Raw genomic sequence first — 19,567 nt, forward strand, 5'->3', positions numbered from 1 at the left:
ATAAACCAAGCGCGCGTCACATATACAAACCTTCGACCTCGCTGGAAGCCGGGATTTGACCCTGAGCGAGCATGGCGCGGTGCTTGTCCAGGCGTTTCAGGTCGTAGAGGTAATTCACCATCAGTCCGTACGACTGCTTCATGCCTTTGACCGACGGATCGCCGGCCCAGTTCAGGCGTTCGACGCGTGCGCCGTTGCCCAGGTGGAACCGGGCCACTGCGTCCAGCGGCTTGCCATCGAGCACCGCGCGACCGAGGTATTCGGCGGCACACCGCAGCAGCATCTGGCGCACCGGAGAACGAGCGTCCAGTGCCGGCGCAGCGTCAGCGGCGGCCAGGAAGTGATTCGCCAACGGCGGCTCGAAACCCACAGCGCGGCCGAGTGTCGCCCGTGTTTTTACATCCAGCTTTTCGATCATGGCGCCGGCATTTTTGGCCAGCCAGCTGCGAAAACCGGGAATGGGCGACAGCGTGGCGAACGCCTTCAGCTTGGGGAACTCTTCCTTCAGCGTCTCCGCCACCCGCTTGATCAGCGAGTCGCCAAAACTCACGCCGCGCAGGCCTGCCTGCGTGTTGCTGATCGAATAAAAAATAGCGGTGGTGGCCTTGCTCAGATCGGTGGTGTCGGCCGACTCGTCCAGCAGCGGCGTGATGCTGTCGGTCATGCGGTCGACCAATGCCACTTCGACAAAAATCAGCGGATCGTCCGGCAGGCGCGGATGAAAAAATCCGTAGCACCGGCGGTCCGAGTCGAGCCGGTTCTTGACGTCGGCCCAGCTCTTGATGTCGTGCACCGCCTCGTAGCGGATCAGCTTTTCGATCAGCGACGCCGGCGAGTCCCAACTGATACGGCGCAGCTCCAGAAAGCCCACGTCGAACCAGGTCGAGAACATGTATTCCATCTCGACATCCAGCGCCTGCAGCCGCTTGTCGGACTTGAGGTGCGGCAACAGGTCGGCGCGCAGGTCGACCAGAAAACGGATGCCTTCCGGAAACACGCTGAAGCGCTGCAGCAGACGCCGGCGCGGTGACACGGTGGCACGGCGATAGCGCACTTCTGCGACAGCCTCGTCGGGCGTGCCGACTGCACGGGCGAACTGCGCCTGGGCCAGCTGCGTTTTCTGCGCGTCGGCGACGAACTGCTCGCTCATCAGCAGCCACATGTCGCGTCGCTCGTCCTGCGTGGCGCCGGCGTACCAGCCGGCCACGCCGTGGGCGCGGCGTCCGCCCTCGACTTCGCTGACTTGCGGATCGACGATGGCCTTCAACTCCTGCAGCGTGCGGCGCAACACGCGCGGCGACAGCGCCTCTTCTTTCTGTCGCAAGGTGGCCGCCAGGCGTTCACGCGTACTGCGGGCCGGAGCCGGTGCCGGCATCGCCGCATCTGCAGCGGCCGTCGGCGTTTTCGCTGTCTTCTTGTCACCGCCAAGGCGCGACACGTTGCGGTTGAGCCAGTCCGCTGCGGTCACGATGCAAACCTCGATCGTTGGCTGCGGGCCAGCTCACGCAGTGCGTCGCGTTGCCGCGTCAGGTGGGTTCGCATGGCGGCATCCGCACCTTCGCTGTCGCGGCTTTTAAGCGCTGCGAACACGGTCATATGTTCCGACAAACTCTGCGCCATCCGGCCCGGTGCGCCCAATGATTGAAGGCGCGACAGCTTGAGGATCTTGCGCAGATCGGCGATGGCTTGCGCCAGCCATCGGTTGTCGGCCAGCGCGATGATCGCCTCGTGAATGGCGAAGTTGGTCGCGTAGTAGTCCTGTATGCGACCGGCCTGCGCATGCTCGCTCAGCCGCTCGTGCAGCACAGCGAGGTCGACCAGATCGGCATCGCTGGCATTGCGGGCCGCCTCGTAAGCGCAGCGACCTTCCAGCAGCGCGATGACTGGGAATATCTCGTCAAGGTCCTGCTCGGTGACTTCACTGACAAAACAGCCGCGACGCGGCTCGTGCCGAAGCAGCCCTTCCGAGGTCAGCACTTTCAACGCTTCGCGCAACGGCGTGCGGGAAATGTCCAGCCTTTCGCACAGTGCGACTTCATCGAGAAAGCTGCCGGGCGCCAGCGTGCCCGCAAAGATCTGCTCGCGCAAGGTGCTGGCGACTTCTTCGTGAAGAGAGCTCTGGACGAGGCGCATGACGGGTTAGTTTCGGTGGGGCGGGCGACCGAAAAGTTCGGCTCGCCCGAGAAGGAACGGTAGCAGGGCAAGTCGCTGATGACTCTTGGTAATTACCCATAATTATGAGTAATTATTGCGAAAGGCTCGCCTCGTCCATCAGTTTCTCGAGATGACCTATGGCTGCTTTCCCTCCAAGGTCACCCAATCCCTCGATAGCACCACTTGCGATGAGCAGGTCTGGGCCATCCGCGTGGGCTCTGAGGTGTACAGCCAGCTCCGTTTTGGTCGTCGTGTTCAACATCTTCATTCGTACTCCGTTATCACCAGGTGGATCCCTAGTGCGATTGCGCACTCCGGCGAAGAGCGGCTCGTCGCCGGAGTTCGCGCACGAGCACTGAGCACAGAACTAGCCAAGCCGTGCCCCAGGCCGCTGCGGCGACCACGTCGCTGAAATAGTGGGCGCCGAGGTAGATGCGCGTCGTTGCCACCAACAGAACTGCCAGGCAGGCCGTCGCGTAAAGCGTCACCCGCCAGCCTAGCTTGGGCGTTCGCGTCGCGAGAAAGACGGCCAGCACGCCGTACAGCAACGTTGCTGCCGTCACATGGCCGCTCGGAAAGCTATAGCTGGAAAGGCCCAGCAATGGCGTGTCGAGCATGGGGCGCCCGCGTTGAAAGATCTGCTTGAGCACCAGGTTTAACAACATGCCACCCGGCAGCACCAGAAGCAAGGTGAGGAGCCAGTACCCCTCTCGTCGCCACCCTAAGTAAACCGCGAACGCAAGGCCGATGGCGCTGATGGGGATGGCGTTATGAGCGTCAGTGACAAGCAACATCCAGCGCGTGACGCCGGCTGCCGAGTGCCGCTGAAACCAGTGCGTGATCATTTGATCGACCTTGACGAGCGGATCGCCGGTGACGACGTCTTCGGCCACCCCTGCGAAGAGCCACGTCGCGCCGATGAACAGCAGAACGCTCAAGGTCAGCCTCAGCCCCACTTCGCTGCTGGGGGACAGGCGGGCACGAGCGAAATCCAGTTGCGGCGCGAAACGCCGTATGGCGGCGGCAACATGCGGCGACGCGAGTCGGTGTTTGATCCAGTCGATCACCGCAAACGAAGCGGGGCGAACCGCAGGCCGAGCAGCGTCAACACGCAGAACGCCGCTCCGGCGATGAATGTTGCTGGAGCACCCAAACCGTCCCACAGCAAGCCGGCGAGAACGCTGGCTACAAGCACAGCCAACCCGCTCATCAGGTTAAAGAAGCCAAACGCCGTGCCGCGCAGATGATTCGGTGCCGCGTCGGCAACCATCGTCGCGAGCAGGCCCTGCGTCATGCCCATGTGCAGGCCCCAAAGCGACACGCCCAACAGGACACTGACCCAGTGCGAGTTCGACGCAAGCACCAGGTCGGCAGCAATGAGTATCAACAGACCCATCGAAAGTAACGCTCGGTGGCTCATACGGTCGGAGAGCTTGCCGAACGGATAGGCTGACAGGGAGTAGACCAGGCTCATCACAACCATGACGAGCGGCACCCAGGCCAGCCGGATCCCGCTCTGTTGCGCCCGTAGGACCAGAAATGCCTCGCTAAAACGGGCGAGAGTGAAGACCGCGCCCACTGCAACGACCCACCAGTAAGCGCGGTCGAGCTGGCGCAGGTTGTCTCGACGCAGAGGATTCGCCCGTTTCAAGCCGGCTTCACGCGCAGGCTCCCGAACGCCGGCGCCCAGCAATGCGACGGACGCTATCGCAGGTATGACGGCAACCCAGAACACCGCCCGGAAGTCGTTTGACCAGGCGATCATCAGCCCCACTGCGACAAGGGGTCCGATGAATGCGCCGACCGTATCGAGTGATTGGCGCAGACCGAAGGCCGCGCCTCGAAGTTGTGGCGGCGCGATATCGGCGACCAAGGCATCTCGCGGGGCGCCTCGCACCCCCTTGCCAACCCGGTCCACCAGTCGCGCCGTCAGGACCATGCCTGTGCTCTGGGCTATCGCAAATAAAGGCTTAGAACAAGCGCCCAACGCGTAGCCGGCAATGGCGAAAGGCTTGCGCCGGCCGAAGTAGTCGCAAAGCACGCCCGAAAAAACCTTCACCATCAAGGCTGTCGCCTCGCCCAAGCCCTCCACCAAGCCGACCATGAAGGCACTTGCGCCAAGGGCAGACACCATGAATAACGGCAGCAGGCTGTGCACCATTTCCGAAGAGATGTCAGCCAAGAGGCTGACGAAACCGAGCGCCCAAATGCCTGCAGGCAGTCGCGTGGTATTGATCGTCTCCGACGCAACTTCGTCTCTCGTCATCCTGGATGGCCTCTGGAGCCTCGTAAGGTGTTTCAGCGGGCAGTGGTCGAGGCCGAACGATAACCCGATAGGCTCCCTCAGCTAAAGAGTTCTGAGGAAAGCGACCGCTCTTGCTGGCGTTCCGGCGCTCCGGCAATACCTGTGCCTGTCTTCAAGGTGTGCACCATCCGGCAACGGGCCAAAGCCGTCTTTCATCAACAACGCTTATCGGCATCACAACGGCTCAAACACTTCGAAGCGGGCACCGGATCGAGGGACAACTTCCAAACCCCGAGACGCTCCGTCATCCGCCCGCCAGCGCAAGCACCATCGCCAGCCGGTTGTGCCGCTCGACCAGCGGTCCTGCGTCCACTGTCACCAACTGCCCTTCACGCACCACCACACGTCCGTTCACCACCGTGTACGCGGCTTGCGGACTCGTGCACAACAGCAGGCTGGCGACCGGGTCGTGCACCGCGCCACCGGCGAAGGCGACGGTGTTCAGGTCGAACAGCGCCAGGTCCGCACACATGCCCGGAGCGAGATGACCGATGTCCGGGCGCCCCAGCACTTCGGCGCCGCCGCGGGTGGCGATGGCGAGCGCATCGCGCGCCGTCATTTCGGCCGGACCGTGATCGCAGCCGAACGGCTCCAGCGAGCGCCCGACGCGGGCCAGCAGCAGCGCCTGGCGTGCCTCGTTGACCATGTGTGCGCCGTCGTTGCTGGCGCTGCCGTCGACACCCAGGCCGACCGGCACGCCTGCATCCAGCATGCGGCGGACAGGTGCGATGCCGGATGCCAACCGCATGTTGCTGCACGGGCAGTGCGCCACGCCGGTCTTCGTCTTCGCGAACAGCGCGATGCCGGGTGCATCGAGTTTCACGCAGTGCGCGTGCCATACATCGTGGCCGAGCCATCCCAGATCCTGCGCGTACTCGGCGGGCGTGCAGTTGAACTTCTCGCGGCTGTAGGCGATGTCGTGGTCGTTCTCGGCGAGGTGCGTGTGCAGCCGCACGCCCTGGCCCTTGAAGGAGCGCGCGAGCAGTGCCGATTCGCGCATCAGGTCGCGGCTCACGCTGAAGGGCGAGCAAGGTGCCACGGCCACGTTGGTCATCGCGCCGTGCGATGCGTCGTGCCACGTTTCGATCAGCCGCTGCGTGTCTTTCAGGATATCGGCTTCGCGCTCGACCACGCTGTCGGGCGGCAAGCCACCTTGCGACGCGCCGACGCTCATGCTGCCGCGCGTGGCGACGAAGCGCATGCCGATCTCGCGCGCCGCCTCGATGCTGTCGTCAAGCCGCACGCCGTTGGGGTAGATGTAGAGATGGTCGCTGCTGGTGGTGCAGCCTGAAAGCAGCAACTCCGCCATGGCGATCTGCGTCGACACCCGCACCATCTCCGGCGTGAGACCGGCCCAGATCGGATACAGACCGCGCAGCCACGAAAACAGTTCGGCGTCCTGCACGGAGGGGATGGCGCGGGTCAGCGACTGGACCATGTGGTGGTGCGTGTTGACCAGTCCCGGCACCACCAGATGGCCGCGCGCGTCGATCACTTCGTCCGCCGATTGCGGCAGCTGGTCGGCCGGGCCGATCGCTTCGACGAGGTTGTCGCGCAGCAGCACCGAGGCGTTGCGCCATTCCTTTCTTGCGTCGTCGAAGGTGGCCACGCAGTCGGCATTTCGGATCAACAGAGTGGTCATGGCGGGCGAGAATGGAGGGTGGAGACAACACAAATGATCGCATCGAAACCTCTCGCTGAACTGGCCGATCCGCAGATGGAACCGCGTCGCTTTCTCGAACAGCTTTATCGCATTGCCGTGCAGCGCGCCTTGCCGCTGGCCAGCATGGGCGCTTACCTGCCCAAGCCGCCCGATCCCGCCAAGGGCCGCACGCTGGTCATCGGTGCCGGCAAGGCCGGTGGCTCGATGGCGCAGGCGCTCGAAGCGCTGTGGCCGGCAGACGCGCCCATGTCGGGCCTGGTCGTCACGCGCTACGGCCACGTGCCACCGCGGCCCGAAGGATTGAAGCAGCGCATCGAACTGGTCGAGGCGTCGCATCCGGTGCCGGACGAGGCCGGCATGAAGGCCGCCGAACGCATCCTCGCGCTGACCGAAGGGTTGACCGCCGACGACTTGGTGCTTTGCCTGATCTCCGGCGGTGGATCGTCGGTGCTCACGTTGCCGGCCGAAGGCATGACGCTGGCCGACAAGCAGCGCGTGAACCAGCAACTGCTCGACAGCGGCGCTCACATTGGCGAGATGAATTGCGTACGCAAGCACCTGTCGCGCGTGAAAGGCGGGCGGCTCGCCGCAGCCTGCGCGCCGGCACGGGTCGTCACGCTGACCATCAGCGACGTGCCCGGCGACGACATGGGCATCATCGCCAGCGGTCCGACGGTGCCTGATGCAACGACCTGCGCGCAGGCGCTTGCCATCCTCGACCGCTACAAGATCGACATTCCCCCGGCGGTACGCGCCGGCCTCGAAAGCGGTGCGCTCGAAACGCCCAAGCCGGGCGATGCCGTGTTCAAAGGCCACACCGCGCACCTCATCGCCACGCCGCAGCAATCGCTCGAAGCCGCAGCCGCCGCGGCGCGTGCCGCCGGCATCGAGGCCCATATCCTGAGCGATGAAATGGAAGGTGAATCGCGCGAGGTCGGCAAGGTGCACGGGGCGCTGGCGCGTGCCGTAGCGCAGCGCGGCCAGCCGTTCGCCAAGCCGTGCGTGATCTTGTCGGGCGGTGAAACCACCGTCACCATCCGGCCGCGCCAGCCCGGTCAACCCAAAGGCCGTGGCGGCCGCGCCGGCGAGTTCTGCATGGGCCTGGCCGGTGCGTTGATGGGCCAGGCCAACGTGTGGGCACTGGCCGCCGACACCGACGGCATCGACGGCGTCGAAGACAACGCCGGTGCCTTCGTCACGCCCGACACGCTGGCGCGTGCGGAGGCAAGGGGTCTCAAGCTGGCACCGCATCTCGACCGCAACGATGCCTACGGTTACTTCGACGCCATCGGCGATCTGCTCGTCACCGGGCCGACGCACACCAACGTCAATGACTTCAGGGCGCTGCTGATCCTGTGACGACCGAAACGTCGCCATCGGTGCTGTTCGTGTGCACCGGCAACATCTGCCGCTCGCCGACCGCGCATGCGCTGCTTGTGCACAAGGCGCAGGAAGCCGGTTTTGCGGTGCGCGTCGACAGCGCCGCCGTCTCAGACGAAGAGCGCGGCAATCCGGCCGACCGACGCTCCGTTGCCGAAGCCAAACGCCGCGGCATCGCGATGCCCGATCACCGTGCGCGGCAGATCACTGCAAAAGACTTCGACAGTTTCGATCACGTTGTCGGCATGACGCGCGCGCACGCTGCGGCGCTGCGCCGCATTGCGCCGGTGCACGCCAGCAAGGTGGCTTTGATGATGGACTTTGCAGGGGCGCAAGACCGCGACGTGCCCGACCCCTGGTACGGCGACCAGGCCGCGTTCATTGAAGCCTTCGACATGATCGAGGAGGGCGTCGACGGGTTGTTGGCGCGGCTGCGCCATTTGGCCGACGGGGGTGCTGCCGGTTAGCGCTGTACGCGTTGCGTCGCCTGCTTGCGGCGCGGTCCTTGCGCCCGTCCGCCCACTGCGGAGAATCATGCAACGTCACCACAAACCGAGGAACCGATATGGCGATCACGACAGTCAAGTCCGGTGAGACATGGGCCGCAGGCGACCTCTACGAAAGCTACGTCGGCCGATGGAGCCGCGCGGTAGCGCAGGCGTTCCTGCCCTGGCTCGACGTGCCCGCAAGCTCGCGCTGGCTCGACGTCGGATGCGGCACCGGCGCACTCACCGAAACCATCCTCGCGCATTCGCACCCGGCTGCGGTGGTGGGCGTCGATCTGTCACCGGACTTCATCGCGTATGCACGCGCCCACGTCGCCAGCCCGCTCGCCACATTCCAAGTCGGCAATGCACAAATCCTGGCGCTTCAAGGGCCGCGGTTCGATGCGGCGGTGTCCGCGCTGGTTCTCAATTTCTTGCCGGAGCCCGGCCTTGCGGTGCGGGCGATGGCGGGCAGGGTCCATCCCGGCGGGCGGGTCGCGGCCTACGTGTGGGACTACCGGGGGCAAATGGAGCTCATGCGGTACTTCTGGGATGCCGCGATCGCCCTCGACCCAGCCGCCGGCGTACTCGACGAGGGATTGCGCTTCCCGCTGTGCCAACCGGGTCCGTTGCAGGCGCTGTTCGCCGATGCGGGGCTGGTTGACGTCGACGTGCGCGCGCTCGACGTACCAACCGTGTTCCGCGACTTCGACGACTACTGGAGTCCGTTCCTGGCCGGAAACTTTCCAGCGCCAGCCTATGCGATGTCGCTGGGCGGAGAGGCCCGCTTGGCGTTGCGGGAGCGGCTTCGCTCAACGCTGCCCACGGCGGCGGACGGTTCGATCGCATTGGTTGCGCGCGCCTGGGCGGTGCGAGGCACGGTGCACAGCACCGCGACCTGAGGTAATTGCGATCGCAGCCGCTGCGCTGTCCATGCTCTGGTTCGGGCGATTCACCTGAACGTTGCCGAGGCGCCCGGTGCCGTAAAAGTTCAGAACAGACTCGCGCCGATGTTGATCAAAAGGGCGAGCACTGTCGTATTGAACAGATAGGCCAGGATGCAATGCACCGAGCCGATGCGACGCATCATCTTGGAGACGAAAGACACGTCGGCCGTCTGGCCCGACGTGCCGATGACGGCGGCAAAGTAGAAGAAGTCGCCATAGTCCGGCTCGTCGTCGTCTGGAAAGCTCAAGCCTGGTTTGCGTCCGTCGGATTGCGCCGCGTAATAGTCGTGCGCATAGTGCAGCGCGAACATGATCTGGGTGAAGGTCCAGGAAGACACGACCGTCAGTGCCGCGAGTCCGATATGCGCGACCTTCGCTGTACCGTGCATGTCCTTGACCACCGTGAGTTCGCCGCCGATGGCAGCAAGACTCGCAATGGCAGAGATCACGACCAGGGTCAGGATCACGAACTGCCCTTCGTCCTGTGCCCTTGCGCGGTAGCGCATGTGTTCGCGGGACGACCGGGTCATCATGCCGACCGCAAGAAAGACATAGAGCATCGCACCCGTGTTCCATGCGATCAGCAGTCGGGTGACCAGATGCGCTTCGAGCCGGGCGGGGAACAGCACACCCACCAGGATTGCGGTGAGCGTGGCGACGAGCAGGCGGGGCCGGGCCCGCAATTGCCGGTAAATGCGGTTGTGTCGAAGTTTCATCGCGCTGAAGAAAAGCCGTGGAGGGAATGAGTCGGAAAGTGCAACTCGAACCGGGCACCGCCCAGCGCCGAGCTCTGCACCACCAGGCGCCCGGCATGGGCTTTCGCGATCTCGCGAACGATCGCCAGGCCAAGGCCGCTGCCTTCGGCCTCGACGCTGTTGCCACGCTGGAATCGTTGAGTGATGCGTTCGCGATCGGCGGGCTCGATGCCAGGCCCGCTGTCGTCCACCGCGATGAACGCGTGGCCTGCGCCAACGGACACGCTGACGTTCACGCGGGCGCCGGACACGCAGTACTTGAGCGCGTTGTCCAGAAGGTTGTTGACGGCCTCGCGGACGAGCGCGGCATCGACCATCACCCAGGCGTGGTCCGATGCGTCGTCGAAGCCGAAGTCGAGTCCCGCCGACAACGCGCGGAAGACCCACTCGCGCGACGCCTCGAAAGCCAGCACTCTCAGGTCGACGCGGTCCCGGCTCGCGTCGCTTTGCGCTTCCGGCTCTGCGCGAGAAAGCAGCAGCAATTGATTGGCCAGTCGCACCGCGCGTTGCGCCGACTGCTGCAGTTCGACGACCGATATCCGCATCACCGGAAGACTCTCGCTGCGCAAGGCCTGCTCGGCCTGCAATTTCAGCGCAGTCAGAGGGGTTCGAAGCTGGTGCGCGGCGTTGGCGATGAACGCGCGCTGTGCCTGGCCTGCCAGTTCGAGGCGACCGATCACCGCATTCAATGCCTCGATCAAAGGGCGCAGTTCGGCCGGGAGACCGTTCTCGGGCACCGGTTGCAAGCTGCGGTGGCTCATGTCGCGCAATGCGTTGCCGAGCGACAGGATGTTGCGGGTCTGAAAAAAGATCACGCGGTGCAGTACCCAGCCTGCGAGCAACAGCAACACCAACTGCGGAATCCACACGGCCAGCAGAATCTCGCCCGCAAGATGGCGACGTTTACGTGTGGTTTCCCCGACCATCACCGAGACCTGTTCGCCCGCACTGGCGAGCGGCACGTCGACGATGGCCCAGCGCATGGCGTGGCCGCCGAGGTCCGCATCGAACAGGCGCGCATTGCGAAACACTTCCGGCGCCTCAGGCTCCCGCGGCGCTTCTGAAACTCCGGCGATATAGCCACTGCGCGAACCGACCACGCGATACACGGTCTGGTCTTCGTCGTCCCACTGGAACATGGCCTCGGCAGAGCGCGGCAGGTCGAGTCCGGCGCGCGGGCCGATCTGTCGCACCGCCTGTGCCAGGCTGTTGGCCGAGTCGTAGAGCCAGCGGTCGAACACCTCGTGCACGTAGTAGCGCGTGATGCCGTAAGACAGCGCGCCGCTGAGCAGGAAGAGCACCGCCATGCGCCAAAGCAGACGTGTTTCCAGGCGCCGCTGCAGGCTGTCGTCGGGGCTTCGGGTGGGCGCCCTCACGACACGCTCGCCAAACGGCGCAGCAGGTAGCCGAAGCCACGCACCGTCACGATCTCGACATCGTGGCCGGCGATCTTCTGGCGGATGCGGTGCAGGTAGACCTCGATGGTCTTGCCGGCCACGTCGCCATGAAAAGCCATCAGCGTTTCAGTCAGCTGGGCTTTGGTGACCACGCGATCGACGTTGCCCATCAGGCGCTGCAGCAGCTGGAACTCGCGCGGCGTGAGGCTCAGCGGTACGCCGTCCAGGCTGATGCGTGCGGCATCGGACATCAGGCACAACGCGCCGGCGGACAACCGCTGCGCCTGCGGATGGCCGCCGCGCCGCAGCACGGCCTGGATGCGTGCGTCGAGTTCGGCCATGTCGAAAGGCTTGACGACATAGTCGTCTGCGCCGGCACGCAGCCCGCCGACGCGCTGATGCTGCTCGTCGCGCGCGGTCAGCACGATGACAGGCAGCGAGTTGCCGGCTTCGCGGATCTGCCGCAGCACGTCGCTGCCGTCCATGTCCGGCAACCCCATGTCGAGCAGTACCAAGGCCGGCAGGTCGCGCCGCATGCTCACGAGCGCTTGCGCGCCGTTGTGCGCCTTCAGCACCCGGTAGCCGCGATGCTGCAGCTCGCGGCCAAGCAACTCCGCAATTTGAAGGTCGTCTTCGACGATAAGAATCAGGGCGTCCACTGCGCGACTCTAGGCGATGCGCCTGTTATCTATTTTTAAACCACGACCCTTAGGCTGCGCCCCTCTCTGGCTTCGTGGCAGCGCTTCCCAATGAAAATCTCGCGTCGATCTGCGCATTCCGGCTGGCGGACGCTGACCGTCCTTTTGCTCGTGCTGGCTGCGGGCATCGGCATCGGGACGAAGATCGCGCGGCACGCGGCGGCCGTGACTGCAGCCACATCGGCTGCACCAGGCGCTACCGTCGCAGCGGCCGCGAGCCCCCCGGTGGCCGGCGCCGGTTTGCTGCGCTATGCCCGCGATGCACCCGAGCTCGCATCGATCCGCATCACGCCGGTCGAGGCTGTGCCACTGCCGGCGCTGCCGCCGGCCAATGCCCACCTGGCCTATGACGAAGACGTGACGGCCAGGGTCAGCTCGCCGGTCGCGGGTCGCGTGGTTCGCCTGCTGGTCCAGGCCGGTGACCGCGTGCGGCGTGGGGCCGCGCTGGCCGAACTCGACTCGCCCGACCTGGCGTCTGCCCAGTCCGACCTGGCCAAGGCGAAAGCCGACGAGGCGCACAAGCGACAGAGCGTCGAGCGCACCCGGGCGCTGGCCGAAACCGAAACCGGTTCGCGCAAGGACAACGAGGCGGCCGAGGCCGATCTGCAGCAGGCCATCGCCGAGACCCTTCGCGCTGCACAGCGGATGCACAACCTGGCAACGGCAACGGCAACGGTCAGCGGTTCAGGTCGCTTCGTGCTCCGGGCGCCTATCGACGGCGTGGTGGTCGACCGGCAGATCAACGCCGGCATGGAAGTGCGCCCCGATCTGGCCAATCCGCTGTTCGTCATCACCGACACGGCAAAACTCTGGGCCTTGGCAGACGTGTCCGAAACGGCCTTGAATGCGGTGCACGCGGGGCAGCCGGTGGAGCTGGAGGTCGATGCCTGGCCCGGCCAGCGTTTTGCCGGCGTGGTGCGCCACGTGGGCGCCGCGCTCGATGCCGCATCGCGTCGCCTGCAGGTGCGTTGCGAGATCGCCAACGCCGACGGCCGGCTCCGAGCAGAGATGTTCTCGCGCGTGGCCTTTCTCTCCGACACGCAGGCAACGGCGATCCGGGTACCGAACGGCAGCCTGGTGTTGAACGGCATGCAGAACTTCGTCATCGTGGAGCAGGAGCCGGGCGTTTTTGCGCGGCGGCCGGTACAGCTCCGATGGAGCGGGCCGGACACCAGCTATCTGTCGGCGGGCCTGCAGGCCGGCGAGCGAATCGTGTCCGAAGGCGCTCTCTTGCTGGCTTCCGAGTTTCCTGCCCGTGCTCAATAAGTTCGTTCGTTTCGTATTGGCCCAGCCGGTTTTCGTGCTGGTGATGACGGTGGCGCTGGCGGCCTTCGGCATCAACGCGGTCATGCACCTGCCGATCGAGGCGTTTCCCGACGTGCAGGACGTACAGGTCCAGATCATTACCCTGAGCCCGGGCTCCGCGCCGGAAGAGGTCGAGCGGACATTGACGCTGCCGATCGAGCGCGAGATGACCGGCGTGCCGGGCGAGACCCAGTTGCGCTCGGTCTCCATGACCGGTCTGTCGGTGGTCACGCTGACCTTCGCAGATGGCACCGACAACTACTTCGCGCGCTCGCAGGTGCTGGAACATCTGGGCAACGTGACGCTGCCCACGGGCGTGCAGCCGACGCTCGCACCCCTCACCACCGCCGTCGGCGAAGTGGTGCGCTACGTCGTTCAGGCGCCGCCGGACATGGCCGAGAACGACGTGCGTGCGCTGCAGGATTGGGTGGTGCGCCCGGCCCTGCGCATGGTGCCGGGCGTGGCCGATGTGGCGAGCTTCGGCGGCACAGTCAAGGAGTACCAGGTGCTGGTGGACCCGGCACGGCTCAAGCGTTTCGGCGTGACCCTGGACCAGGTCGCGCTGGCACTGACGAACAACAGCGCGAACGTCGGTGGCGGGGTGCTGCGCCGAGGCGACGAGGCGCTGGTCGTGCGCAGTATCGGATTGGTCGATTCGCTCGCCAGCATCGGCCAGGTGATCGTGCAGGCCAAGCAAGGCCGCACCGTGCTGGTGTCGGACATCGCCCAGGTGGAACTCGGCCACAAGCCGAGGTCGGGCATCGTCGCCTACGACGATCACGACAGCGTGGTCGAAGGCGTCGTGAGCATGACCAAGGGTCAGAACGCCGCGGTGGTGGTGGCTGGCGTCGAAAAGGCCATGGCAGCGCTGGCACTGCGCCTGCCGCCGGGCGCCGCGTTGCCGGTGGTCTACAAGCGCACCGACCTGATCCACCAGACGGTCGACACGGTGGTCGAGAACCTGGTCACCGGCGCCTTGCTGGTGATCGTCATCCTGGTCGTGTTCCTGCGCAACTGGCGTGCCGCGGTCATCGTCGCCACGGTGATTCCACTGTCGCTGCTGTTCGCTTTCATCATGCTCGACCTGCGCGGCATACCGGCCAACCTGATCTCGCTTGGGGCGGTCGACTTCGGCATCATCATCGACAGCGCCGTCGTGCTGGTGGAGGCGTTGATGGTCCGGCTCGCCCTTGACCGGAGCCTCTCGGTGACCGCGCCAGCGCAAACGTCTCCGAGGCCCGGCGCCGCCCACCAGAAGGCGCTCACCTTTCATTCGCGGCTGCGGGTGTTGCGCGAAACCGTGGTGGACCTGGGCCGGCCGATCCTCTTCTCCAAGGGGATCATCATCATCGCGTTCCTGCCGATCTTCACCTTCCAGCGGGTCGAAGGAAAGATCTTCGCGCCCGTGGCTTTCACGCTGACCTTCGCGTTGCTCGGCGCGCTCGTGCTGACCGTCACGCTGGTACCGACGCTGCTGCGTTTTGCGATGCGCGGCGCCAACATGGCCGAGCGCCGCAGCCAGTGGATGGAAAACCTGCAGTCGGGCTACCAGCGCCTGCTCTTGTGGGGTGGTGTGCGGCGCGTCATCGTCTTCACCCTGTCGCTGGTGGTGCTGGGCGCGACGCTGTTGCTGGCGCCGCTGCTCGGCAGCGAGTTCTTGCCCAAGCTGGACGAAGGCAACATCTGGCTGACCATCACCTTGCCGACCTCGACCGCCATCGACACCACCAAGCAGGTCGAGCGCAAGGTGCGTGCCGTGCTGCGCAGCTATCCGGAAGTGCGCCGGGTCATCACGCAGGTCGGGCGGCCCGACGACGGCACCGATGCCAAGGGGCCGAACAACCTGGAGATCCTGGCCGACCTGCAGCCACGCAGCCAGTGGAACTTTGCCGACAAGCAGGCGCTGGTGGAAGACATGACTCGCCGCCTCAAAGCGCTGCCTGGCGTGCCGACCAATTTTTCGCAAGTGATCGAAGACAACGTCGAGGAGTCGTTGTCTGGTGTGAAGGGCGAGATCGCCGTCAAGATCTACGGCCCCGACCTGCAGGTGCTGGAAAAGAAGAGCGAGCAGATCGCCGCCGTGTTGCGCGGCTTGCGCGGCGCGGCCGACGTGGCGGCGATCCGGATCGGCGGCCAGAGCGAAGTCGACATCCAGGTCGACCGGCGGCGTCTGGCGCGGCTGGGCATCAGCGTGGCGGACGTCAACACGGTCATCGCCAGCGCGCTGGGCGACGTGGCGGTGAACAGCTTCTACGAGGGCGACCGGCGCTTCGACGTGACGATGCAAGTTGCCAAAGGCGCGCGAAGTTCGATCGACGACATCGGTGCGTTGCAGGTCAATTTGCCGGACGGCGCGGGCACCGTCTCACTCGATCAGGTCGCGCATATCGCATTGCGGCAGGGCGCCTCGCGGGTGAGCCGCGAAGGCGGCGAGCGCAATGCGTCGGTCAAAGCCAACCTGCTGGGGCGTGACCAAGGCAGCTTCATCGACGAGGCGCAGCAGGCGGTAGCAGCTCAGGTCGTGTTGCCACCGGGCTACCGCATCACCTGGGGCGGCCAGTTCGAGAACCAGCAGCGCGCCGTCAAGCGGCTCGCCGTGATCGTGCCGATCAGCGCACTGCTGATTTTCTCGCTGCTGTTCTGGGCCTTCGGCTCGGTCCGGTACGCCTGCCTGGTGCTGGTGCTGGTGCCGTTCACGCTGATCGGCGGCATTGCCGGCCTGGCCATCGCGGGGCTCCACTTCTCGGTGTCGGCAGCGGTGGGCTTCATCGCGGTGGCGGGGATTTCGGTGCAGAACGGCGTGATCATGGTGGAGCACATTGCCGACAACCTCGATGCGTCGGTCTCGCTTTTCGAGAATGCGGTGACAGGCGCCGTCGCCCGGTTGCGCCCGATTCTGATGACGGCGCTGATGGCCGGCCTGGGCCTGTTGCCGGCGGCGTTGTCGCATGGCATCGGCTCCGAGACGCAGCGCCCGTTCGCCGTGGTGATCGTCGGCGGCGTGGTGTCGGCCACGCTGTTCACGCTGCTGTTGCTGCCATTGCTCTATCCGATCTTCGCGGGTGGCAAGCAGAAGCGGCAAGAGGATTTCGAACCCGCTGTCGTTCCTGCTCCGGCTCCCGTTATTCCGGGCACACCATGATGTTCCTTCGAGATGGGTTTGCAGCGGTCTCGTTGGTGTTGGTCGCCGGTTGCGCTGTCGGCCCCGACTTCGTTGCGCCTCCAACACCGGCGCCGCCGGGCTACACCGCCGCGCCGGTCGCGGTGGTCACCAGCGGCACCGACATTCCCGCGCTGTGGTGGGAGCTTTTCCAGTCGCCCGCGTTGAGCCGGCTGGTGGCGCGCGCGCTGTCGAACAATCCGGGTGTCGAGTCCGCCCAGGCCGCATTGAATGCCGCGCGCGAAAACGCCGAGGCGCAGCGCGGCGCCTTCTTTCCGCAGGTCAGCGCGACGACCTCATCGAGCCGGCAGTCCACATCGACCACGCTTTCATCGCCGCTGAATGACAGTCGCTACATCTTCAACCTGCACACGCCGCAGCTGAACGTCGCCTACACGCCCGATGTCTTCGGTGGCAATCGGCGACTGCTGGAATCGCAGCGGGCACAGGCCGAAGCGCAGCGATTTCTGTACGAGGCAACGCGCCTGACGCTGGCCGCCAACGTCGTTTTGGCGGCAGTGACCGAGGCCTCGATCCGCGGACAGATCACAGCCGCGAACGACACGTTGCGATTGCAACAGCGCCAGCTCCTGCTGCTGCAGCGGCAAGCGAAGCTGGGTGCCATCGGTGCCGGAGACACCGCCGCCCAGGAAAGTCTGCTGGCCCAGACCCAGGGCGCATTGCTGATGCTCGAAAAGCAGCTCGCGTTGCAACGCAACCAGTTGTCGACCCTGCTCGGTCAGCGGCCCGACGAGGCATTGGCAGAGCGCTTCGAGCTGGCCGACCTCGTGCTCCCAAAGGCGCTGCCTTTGAGCCTGCCGTCGCAACTGGCCGACCAGCGCCCGGATGTACGCGCGGCACTGGCGCAACTGCAGTCGGCCAGTGCGCAGATCGGGGTCGCCGTGGCCGCCCGTTTGCCGGCCGTCACGCTCACCGCCGGCGCCGGCTCGACCGCGCTGACCGTGGGCAGTCTGTTCGGGCCGGGCACCGGGTTCTGGGCACTCGGCGCGGGTCTGACGCAACCGCTGTTCGATGGCGGCACCTTGCTGCACCGGCAACGCGCCGCCGAGGCCACTTACGAAGAGGCCAGGGCGCAATACCGGGGTGTGGTGATCGGCGCCTTCCAGAGCGTTGCCGATGCACTGCAGGCACTCGACCACGACACGCGGATGGTCGAGGCGGCCGCGCAGGGCGAGGCTGCTGCCGCGCGGTCGCTGCGGGCGGCGCAACACCGCTTCAATACGGGTGACACCGGCCTGTTCGAAGTGCTCGGTGCCCAGTTGATCGAGAGCCAGGCCAGGAGCACGGCGGTGCAGGCGCGCGCGAGTCGCTATGCAGATACCGTCGCGCTGCTGCAGGCGCTCGGCGGTGGCTGGTGGAATCAGCCGGCCCCGCACTAGCGTCCTGAACCTGAGCGTCCTGAACCGCGCTGCAGCACAACGCGGCCCCGTCCAGCCGTAGAAGCCCCGTCAGCCCATGCGCGTGGGCAGCCAGAGCGCGATGATCGGGAACGCGATGAGGATCACCAGCCGCAGCATGTCGGTCACGATGAACGGCAGCACGCCCTTGAAAATCGTCGTGAAGCTCACCTCCTTCACGACACTCTTGATGACGAAGACATTCATGCCCACCGGGGGATGAATCAACCCCAGCTCGACCGTCATGACGATGATGACGCCGAACCATATCGGATCGAAGCCCAGGTGCACGATCACCGGATAGATGATCGGCACCGTCAGGATGATCATCGCCATGGCGTCCATCAGGCAGCCGAGTACGAGGTACATCAGCATGATGAGCGCCAGCACCCCATAGCGGCCGATGCCCAGCCCGGTAAGAAACTCGGTCAGCTTTTGCGGGCTCTGCGTGATGGTCAGGAAGTAGCCGAAGAGCAGTGCGCCGATCAGCACGGTGAACACCGCTGCCGAGGTCCGCGTGGCCGAGAGCAAGGCCTCGCGAATCTTCGGCCCGTCGAGCTTGCCGCGTACCAGGCCGAGGATGAAGGCGCCGCTCGCGCCCACGCCGCCCGCTTCGGTCGGCGTGAAGAAGCCACCGTAGAGCCCGCCGATCACGAAGATGAAAAGCACCAGCGGCGCCCACACGTTCTTCAGGTCGACCAGGCGTTCCGACCAGGGCTTGTTTTCGCCGGCCGGCAGCCAGTCGGGCCGTACCTTGACGATGATCGCGATGGTGATGACGTACATCAGCATCGCCAGCAGGCCGGGGATGATGCCGGCCATGAAGAGCTTGCCGATGTCTTGCTGCGTCAGGATGGCGTAGACCGCGAGCACCGTCGACGGCGGCAGGATGGCGCCGAGCGTGCCGCCCGCGGCGATCACCCCGGTCGAAAACGACTGCGGGTAATTGAAGCGCCGCATCTCCGGATAGGCCACGGCAGAGAAAGTCGCCGCAGTGGCGACCGACGAGCCGCAGATGGCCGCGAAGCCGCCGCAGGCCAGCACGGTGGCCACGCCGAGTCCGCCCCGCAGATGGCCGATCATCGAGTTGGCTGCCTTGAAGAGTTCGCGGCTCACGCCCGACACCGACACCAGCGCCCCCATCAGCATGAACATGGGGATGACGCCGAAGGTGTAGTCGGTGACGGTGCGCATCGAGGTCTGGCCGACCAGCTTGAGCGCGGGCATCGGCCCGACGATCCACGCATAGCCGGTGACGCCGACCAGCCCCATCGCCATGCCGACCGGCACCCGCAACAGCATCAGCGCGAAGAGCGCGACGAAACCCAATACCGCGATCGCATCGGCGCTCATTCGTCTGCTCTCTGTTCAGGCTTGACTTCGTCGAGCTGCTCGGGGTGAAAGATAAGGCGATAGGTGCGGATGCCGATCAGCAGCACCGCGCAGACATCGCCGAACCATGCGACCGCATAGAACGGCCAGGTCGGGATGTTCATGTCGTAGGTCTGCACGTTGTCGACGTAAGTGCCGCGCACCTTGTCGAACAGCATGGCGGTCTGCACCGCCACCACGAACAGCAAGACCAGCGTCGCGAAGACGTCGATCGCGCGCTTCATGCGCGGCCCGGCGGTCGACCACACCAGGTCGACCGTGATGTGGCTGCCGCGGTAGCTGGTCGCTGCGATGCCCCAGAAGATCAGGATGCCGAGAAACATCCGGCCGAAGTCGTAGGCATCGGGAATCGAGGTGTTGAAGAACTTGCGCAACACCACCGCGATGAAGATGTTCAGCGCAACCAGGCCGACGAAGATCGCTGCCAGCCACTCGATGCCGTTGATCATCCGGTCCATCACGCCGACCCGGCGCTTCTGGCCGGCCACAGGAGACACCGAATCCATCG

16 protein-coding genes are annotated in these 19,567 nt (G+C 65.4%); 6 read left to right on the forward strand and 10 right to left on the reverse strand.

The annotated features are described in order from the left end of the window. Window positions 1-16 precede the first annotated feature (16 nt). From H7F36_RS11115 to H7F36_RS11135, 5 genes are all read right to left on the reverse strand, one after another. On the reverse strand, window positions 17-1,468 hold the full coding sequence (locus tag H7F36_RS11115) for a malonyl-CoA decarboxylase (RefSeq protein WP_187054717.1): 1,452 nt from the start codon (window positions 1,466-1,468) through the stop codon (window positions 17-19). Then, window positions 1,465-2,133, reverse strand: a complete 669-nt coding sequence (locus H7F36_RS11120; RefSeq protein ID WP_187054718.1) for a GntR family transcriptional regulator — start codon at window positions 2,131-2,133, stop codon at window positions 1,465-1,467. Before H7F36_RS11120 ends, H7F36_RS11115 begins: the two co-directional genes overlap by 4 nt. A 317-nt stretch (window positions 2,134-2,450) precedes the next feature. After that, window positions 2,451-3,221, reverse strand: coding sequence for a phosphatase PAP2 family protein (locus H7F36_RS11125; protein ID WP_187054719.1), 771 nt, complete (start codon window positions 3,219-3,221; stop codon window positions 2,451-2,453). Beyond that, entirely contained in the window at window positions 3,218-4,420 is a 1,203-nt protein-coding gene (locus tag H7F36_RS11130; protein ID WP_187050897.1) for an MFS transporter, read from the reverse strand. The genes H7F36_RS11125 and H7F36_RS11130 overlap by 4 nt, the downstream gene beginning before the upstream one ends. A gap of 283 nt (window positions 4,421-4,703) precedes the next feature. Then, window positions 4,704-6,101, reverse strand: coding sequence for an 8-oxoguanine deaminase (locus tag H7F36_RS11135; protein WP_187050898.1), 1,398 nt, complete (start codon window positions 6,099-6,101; stop codon window positions 4,704-4,706). A 33-nt stretch (window positions 6,102-6,134) separates the two neighbouring features. On the opposite strand from H7F36_RS11135, the gene H7F36_RS11140 reads away from it, so the two are divergent. The 3 genes from H7F36_RS11140 to H7F36_RS11150 all read left to right on the forward strand — a co-directional run bounded on the left by H7F36_RS11140 (window position 6,135) and on the right by H7F36_RS11150 (window position 8,889). After that, window positions 6,135-7,481, forward strand: coding sequence for a glycerate kinase (locus H7F36_RS11140; RefSeq protein ID WP_187050899.1), 1,347 nt, complete (start codon window positions 6,135-6,137; stop codon window positions 7,479-7,481). Further along, window positions 7,478-7,969: a low molecular weight protein-tyrosine-phosphatase gene (locus H7F36_RS11145; RefSeq protein ID WP_187050900.1), complete on the forward strand. Its 492-nt coding sequence runs from the start codon at window positions 7,478-7,480 to the stop codon at window positions 7,967-7,969. The genes H7F36_RS11140 and H7F36_RS11145 overlap by 4 nt, the downstream gene beginning before the upstream one ends. Window positions 7,970-8,067: 98 nt before the next feature. Next, window positions 8,068-8,889 (forward strand): class I SAM-dependent methyltransferase, encoded by an 822-nt coding sequence (locus tag H7F36_RS11150; protein ID WP_187050901.1) that lies wholly within the window; start codon window positions 8,068-8,070, stop codon window positions 8,887-8,889. An 89-nt stretch (window positions 8,890-8,978) separates the two neighbouring features. On the opposite strand, the gene H7F36_RS11155 is transcribed toward H7F36_RS11150, so the two are convergent. The 3 genes from H7F36_RS11155 to H7F36_RS11165 are packed head-to-tail and all read right to left on the reverse strand — an operon-like array spanning window position 8,979 to window position 11,745. Continuing rightward, window positions 8,979-9,650 carry a DUF1345 domain-containing protein gene (locus tag H7F36_RS11155; protein ID WP_187050902.1) on the reverse strand — a complete coding sequence of 224 codons (672 nt, stop codon included), beginning with the start codon at window positions 9,648-9,650 and terminating at the stop codon, window positions 8,979-8,981. After that, a complete protein-coding gene (locus tag H7F36_RS11160; protein WP_187050903.1) occupies window positions 9,647-11,065 on the reverse strand; it encodes a sensor histidine kinase in 1,419 nt (472 codons plus the stop codon). Before H7F36_RS11160 ends, H7F36_RS11155 begins: the two co-directional genes overlap by 4 nt. Next, window positions 11,062-11,745, reverse strand: a complete 684-nt coding sequence (locus H7F36_RS11165) for a response regulator transcription factor (protein WP_187050904.1) — start codon at window positions 11,743-11,745, stop codon at window positions 11,062-11,064. Before H7F36_RS11165 ends, H7F36_RS11160 begins: the two co-directional genes overlap by 4 nt. Before the next feature lie 90 nt (window positions 11,746-11,835). Between H7F36_RS11165 and H7F36_RS11170 the strand changes: the two genes are divergently transcribed. From H7F36_RS11170 to H7F36_RS11180, 3 genes are read left to right on the forward strand one after another with little or no spacing between them, the layout of a single operon-like run. Continuing rightward, window positions 11,836-13,050 carry an efflux RND transporter periplasmic adaptor subunit gene (locus tag H7F36_RS11170; protein WP_187050905.1) on the forward strand — a complete coding sequence of 405 codons (1,215 nt, stop codon included), beginning with the start codon at window positions 11,836-11,838 and terminating at the stop codon, window positions 13,048-13,050. Beyond that, window positions 13,040-16,231: an efflux RND transporter permease subunit gene (locus tag H7F36_RS11175; RefSeq protein WP_187050906.1), complete on the forward strand. Its 3,192-nt coding sequence runs from the start codon at window positions 13,040-13,042 to the stop codon at window positions 16,229-16,231. Before H7F36_RS11170 ends, H7F36_RS11175 begins: the two co-directional genes overlap by 11 nt. Further along, a complete protein-coding gene (locus H7F36_RS11180) occupies window positions 16,228-17,649 on the forward strand; it encodes an efflux transporter outer membrane subunit (protein WP_222620375.1) in 1,422 nt (473 codons plus the stop codon). The genes H7F36_RS11175 and H7F36_RS11180 overlap by 4 nt, the downstream gene beginning before the upstream one ends. 69 nt (window positions 17,650-17,718) lie before the next feature. On the opposite strand, the gene H7F36_RS11185 is transcribed toward H7F36_RS11180, so the two are convergent. Together H7F36_RS11185 and H7F36_RS11190 are read right to left on the reverse strand one after the other, a co-directional pair. Then, a complete protein-coding gene (locus H7F36_RS11185) occupies window positions 17,719-19,020 on the reverse strand; it encodes a TRAP transporter large permease (protein ID WP_187050907.1) in 1,302 nt (433 codons plus the stop codon). Then, window positions 19,017-19,565 (reverse strand): TRAP transporter small permease, encoded by a 549-nt coding sequence (locus H7F36_RS11190; protein ID WP_261802234.1) that lies wholly within the window; start codon window positions 19,563-19,565, stop codon window positions 19,017-19,019. The genes H7F36_RS11185 and H7F36_RS11190 overlap by 4 nt, the downstream gene beginning before the upstream one ends. Between the last annotated feature and the right edge of the window lie 2 nt (window positions 19,566-19,567).

The organism is Variovorax sp. PAMC28562 (assembly GCF_014303735.1).
In the GTDB taxonomy this organism is placed as follows: domain Bacteria; phylum Pseudomonadota; class Gammaproteobacteria; order Burkholderiales; family Burkholderiaceae_C; genus Variovorax.

Bases quoted from the DNA above. Each gene is read 5' to 3' on its own strand.
- H7F36_RS11120 (WP_187054718.1), bottom strand. From the start codon at position 2,133: ATGCGCCTCGTCCAGAGCTCTCTTCACGAAGAAGTCGCCAGCACCTTG.
- H7F36_RS11130 (WP_187050897.1), bottom strand. From the start codon at position 4,420: ATGACGAGAGACGAAGTTGCGTCGGAGACGATCAATACCACGCGACTG.
- H7F36_RS11135 (WP_187050898.1), bottom strand. From the start codon at position 6,101: ATGACCACTCTGTTGATCCGAAATGCCGACTGCGTGGCCACCTTCGAC.
- H7F36_RS11140 (WP_187050899.1), top strand. From the start codon at position 6,135: ATGATCGCATCGAAACCTCTCGCTGAACTGGCCGATCCGCAGATGGAA.
- H7F36_RS11150 (WP_187050901.1), top strand. From the start codon at position 8,068: ATGGCGATCACGACAGTCAAGTCCGGTGAGACATGGGCCGCAGGCGAC.
- H7F36_RS11155 (WP_187050902.1), bottom strand. From the start codon at position 9,650: ATGAAACTTCGACACAACCGCATTTACCGGCAATTGCGGGCCCGGCCC.
- H7F36_RS11170 (WP_187050905.1), top strand. From the start codon at position 11,836: ATGAAAATCTCGCGTCGATCTGCGCATTCCGGCTGGCGGACGCTGACC.
- H7F36_RS11180 (WP_222620375.1), top strand. From the start codon at position 16,228: ATGATGTTCCTTCGAGATGGGTTTGCAGCGGTCTCGTTGGTGTTGGTC.
- H7F36_RS11185 (WP_187050907.1), bottom strand. From the start codon at position 19,020: ATGAGCGCCGATGCGATCGCGGTATTGGGTTTCGTCGCGCTCTTCGCG.
- H7F36_RS11190 (WP_261802234.1), bottom strand. From the start codon at position 19,565: ATGGATTCGGTGTCTCCTGTGGCCGGCCAGAAGCGCCGGGTCGGCGTG.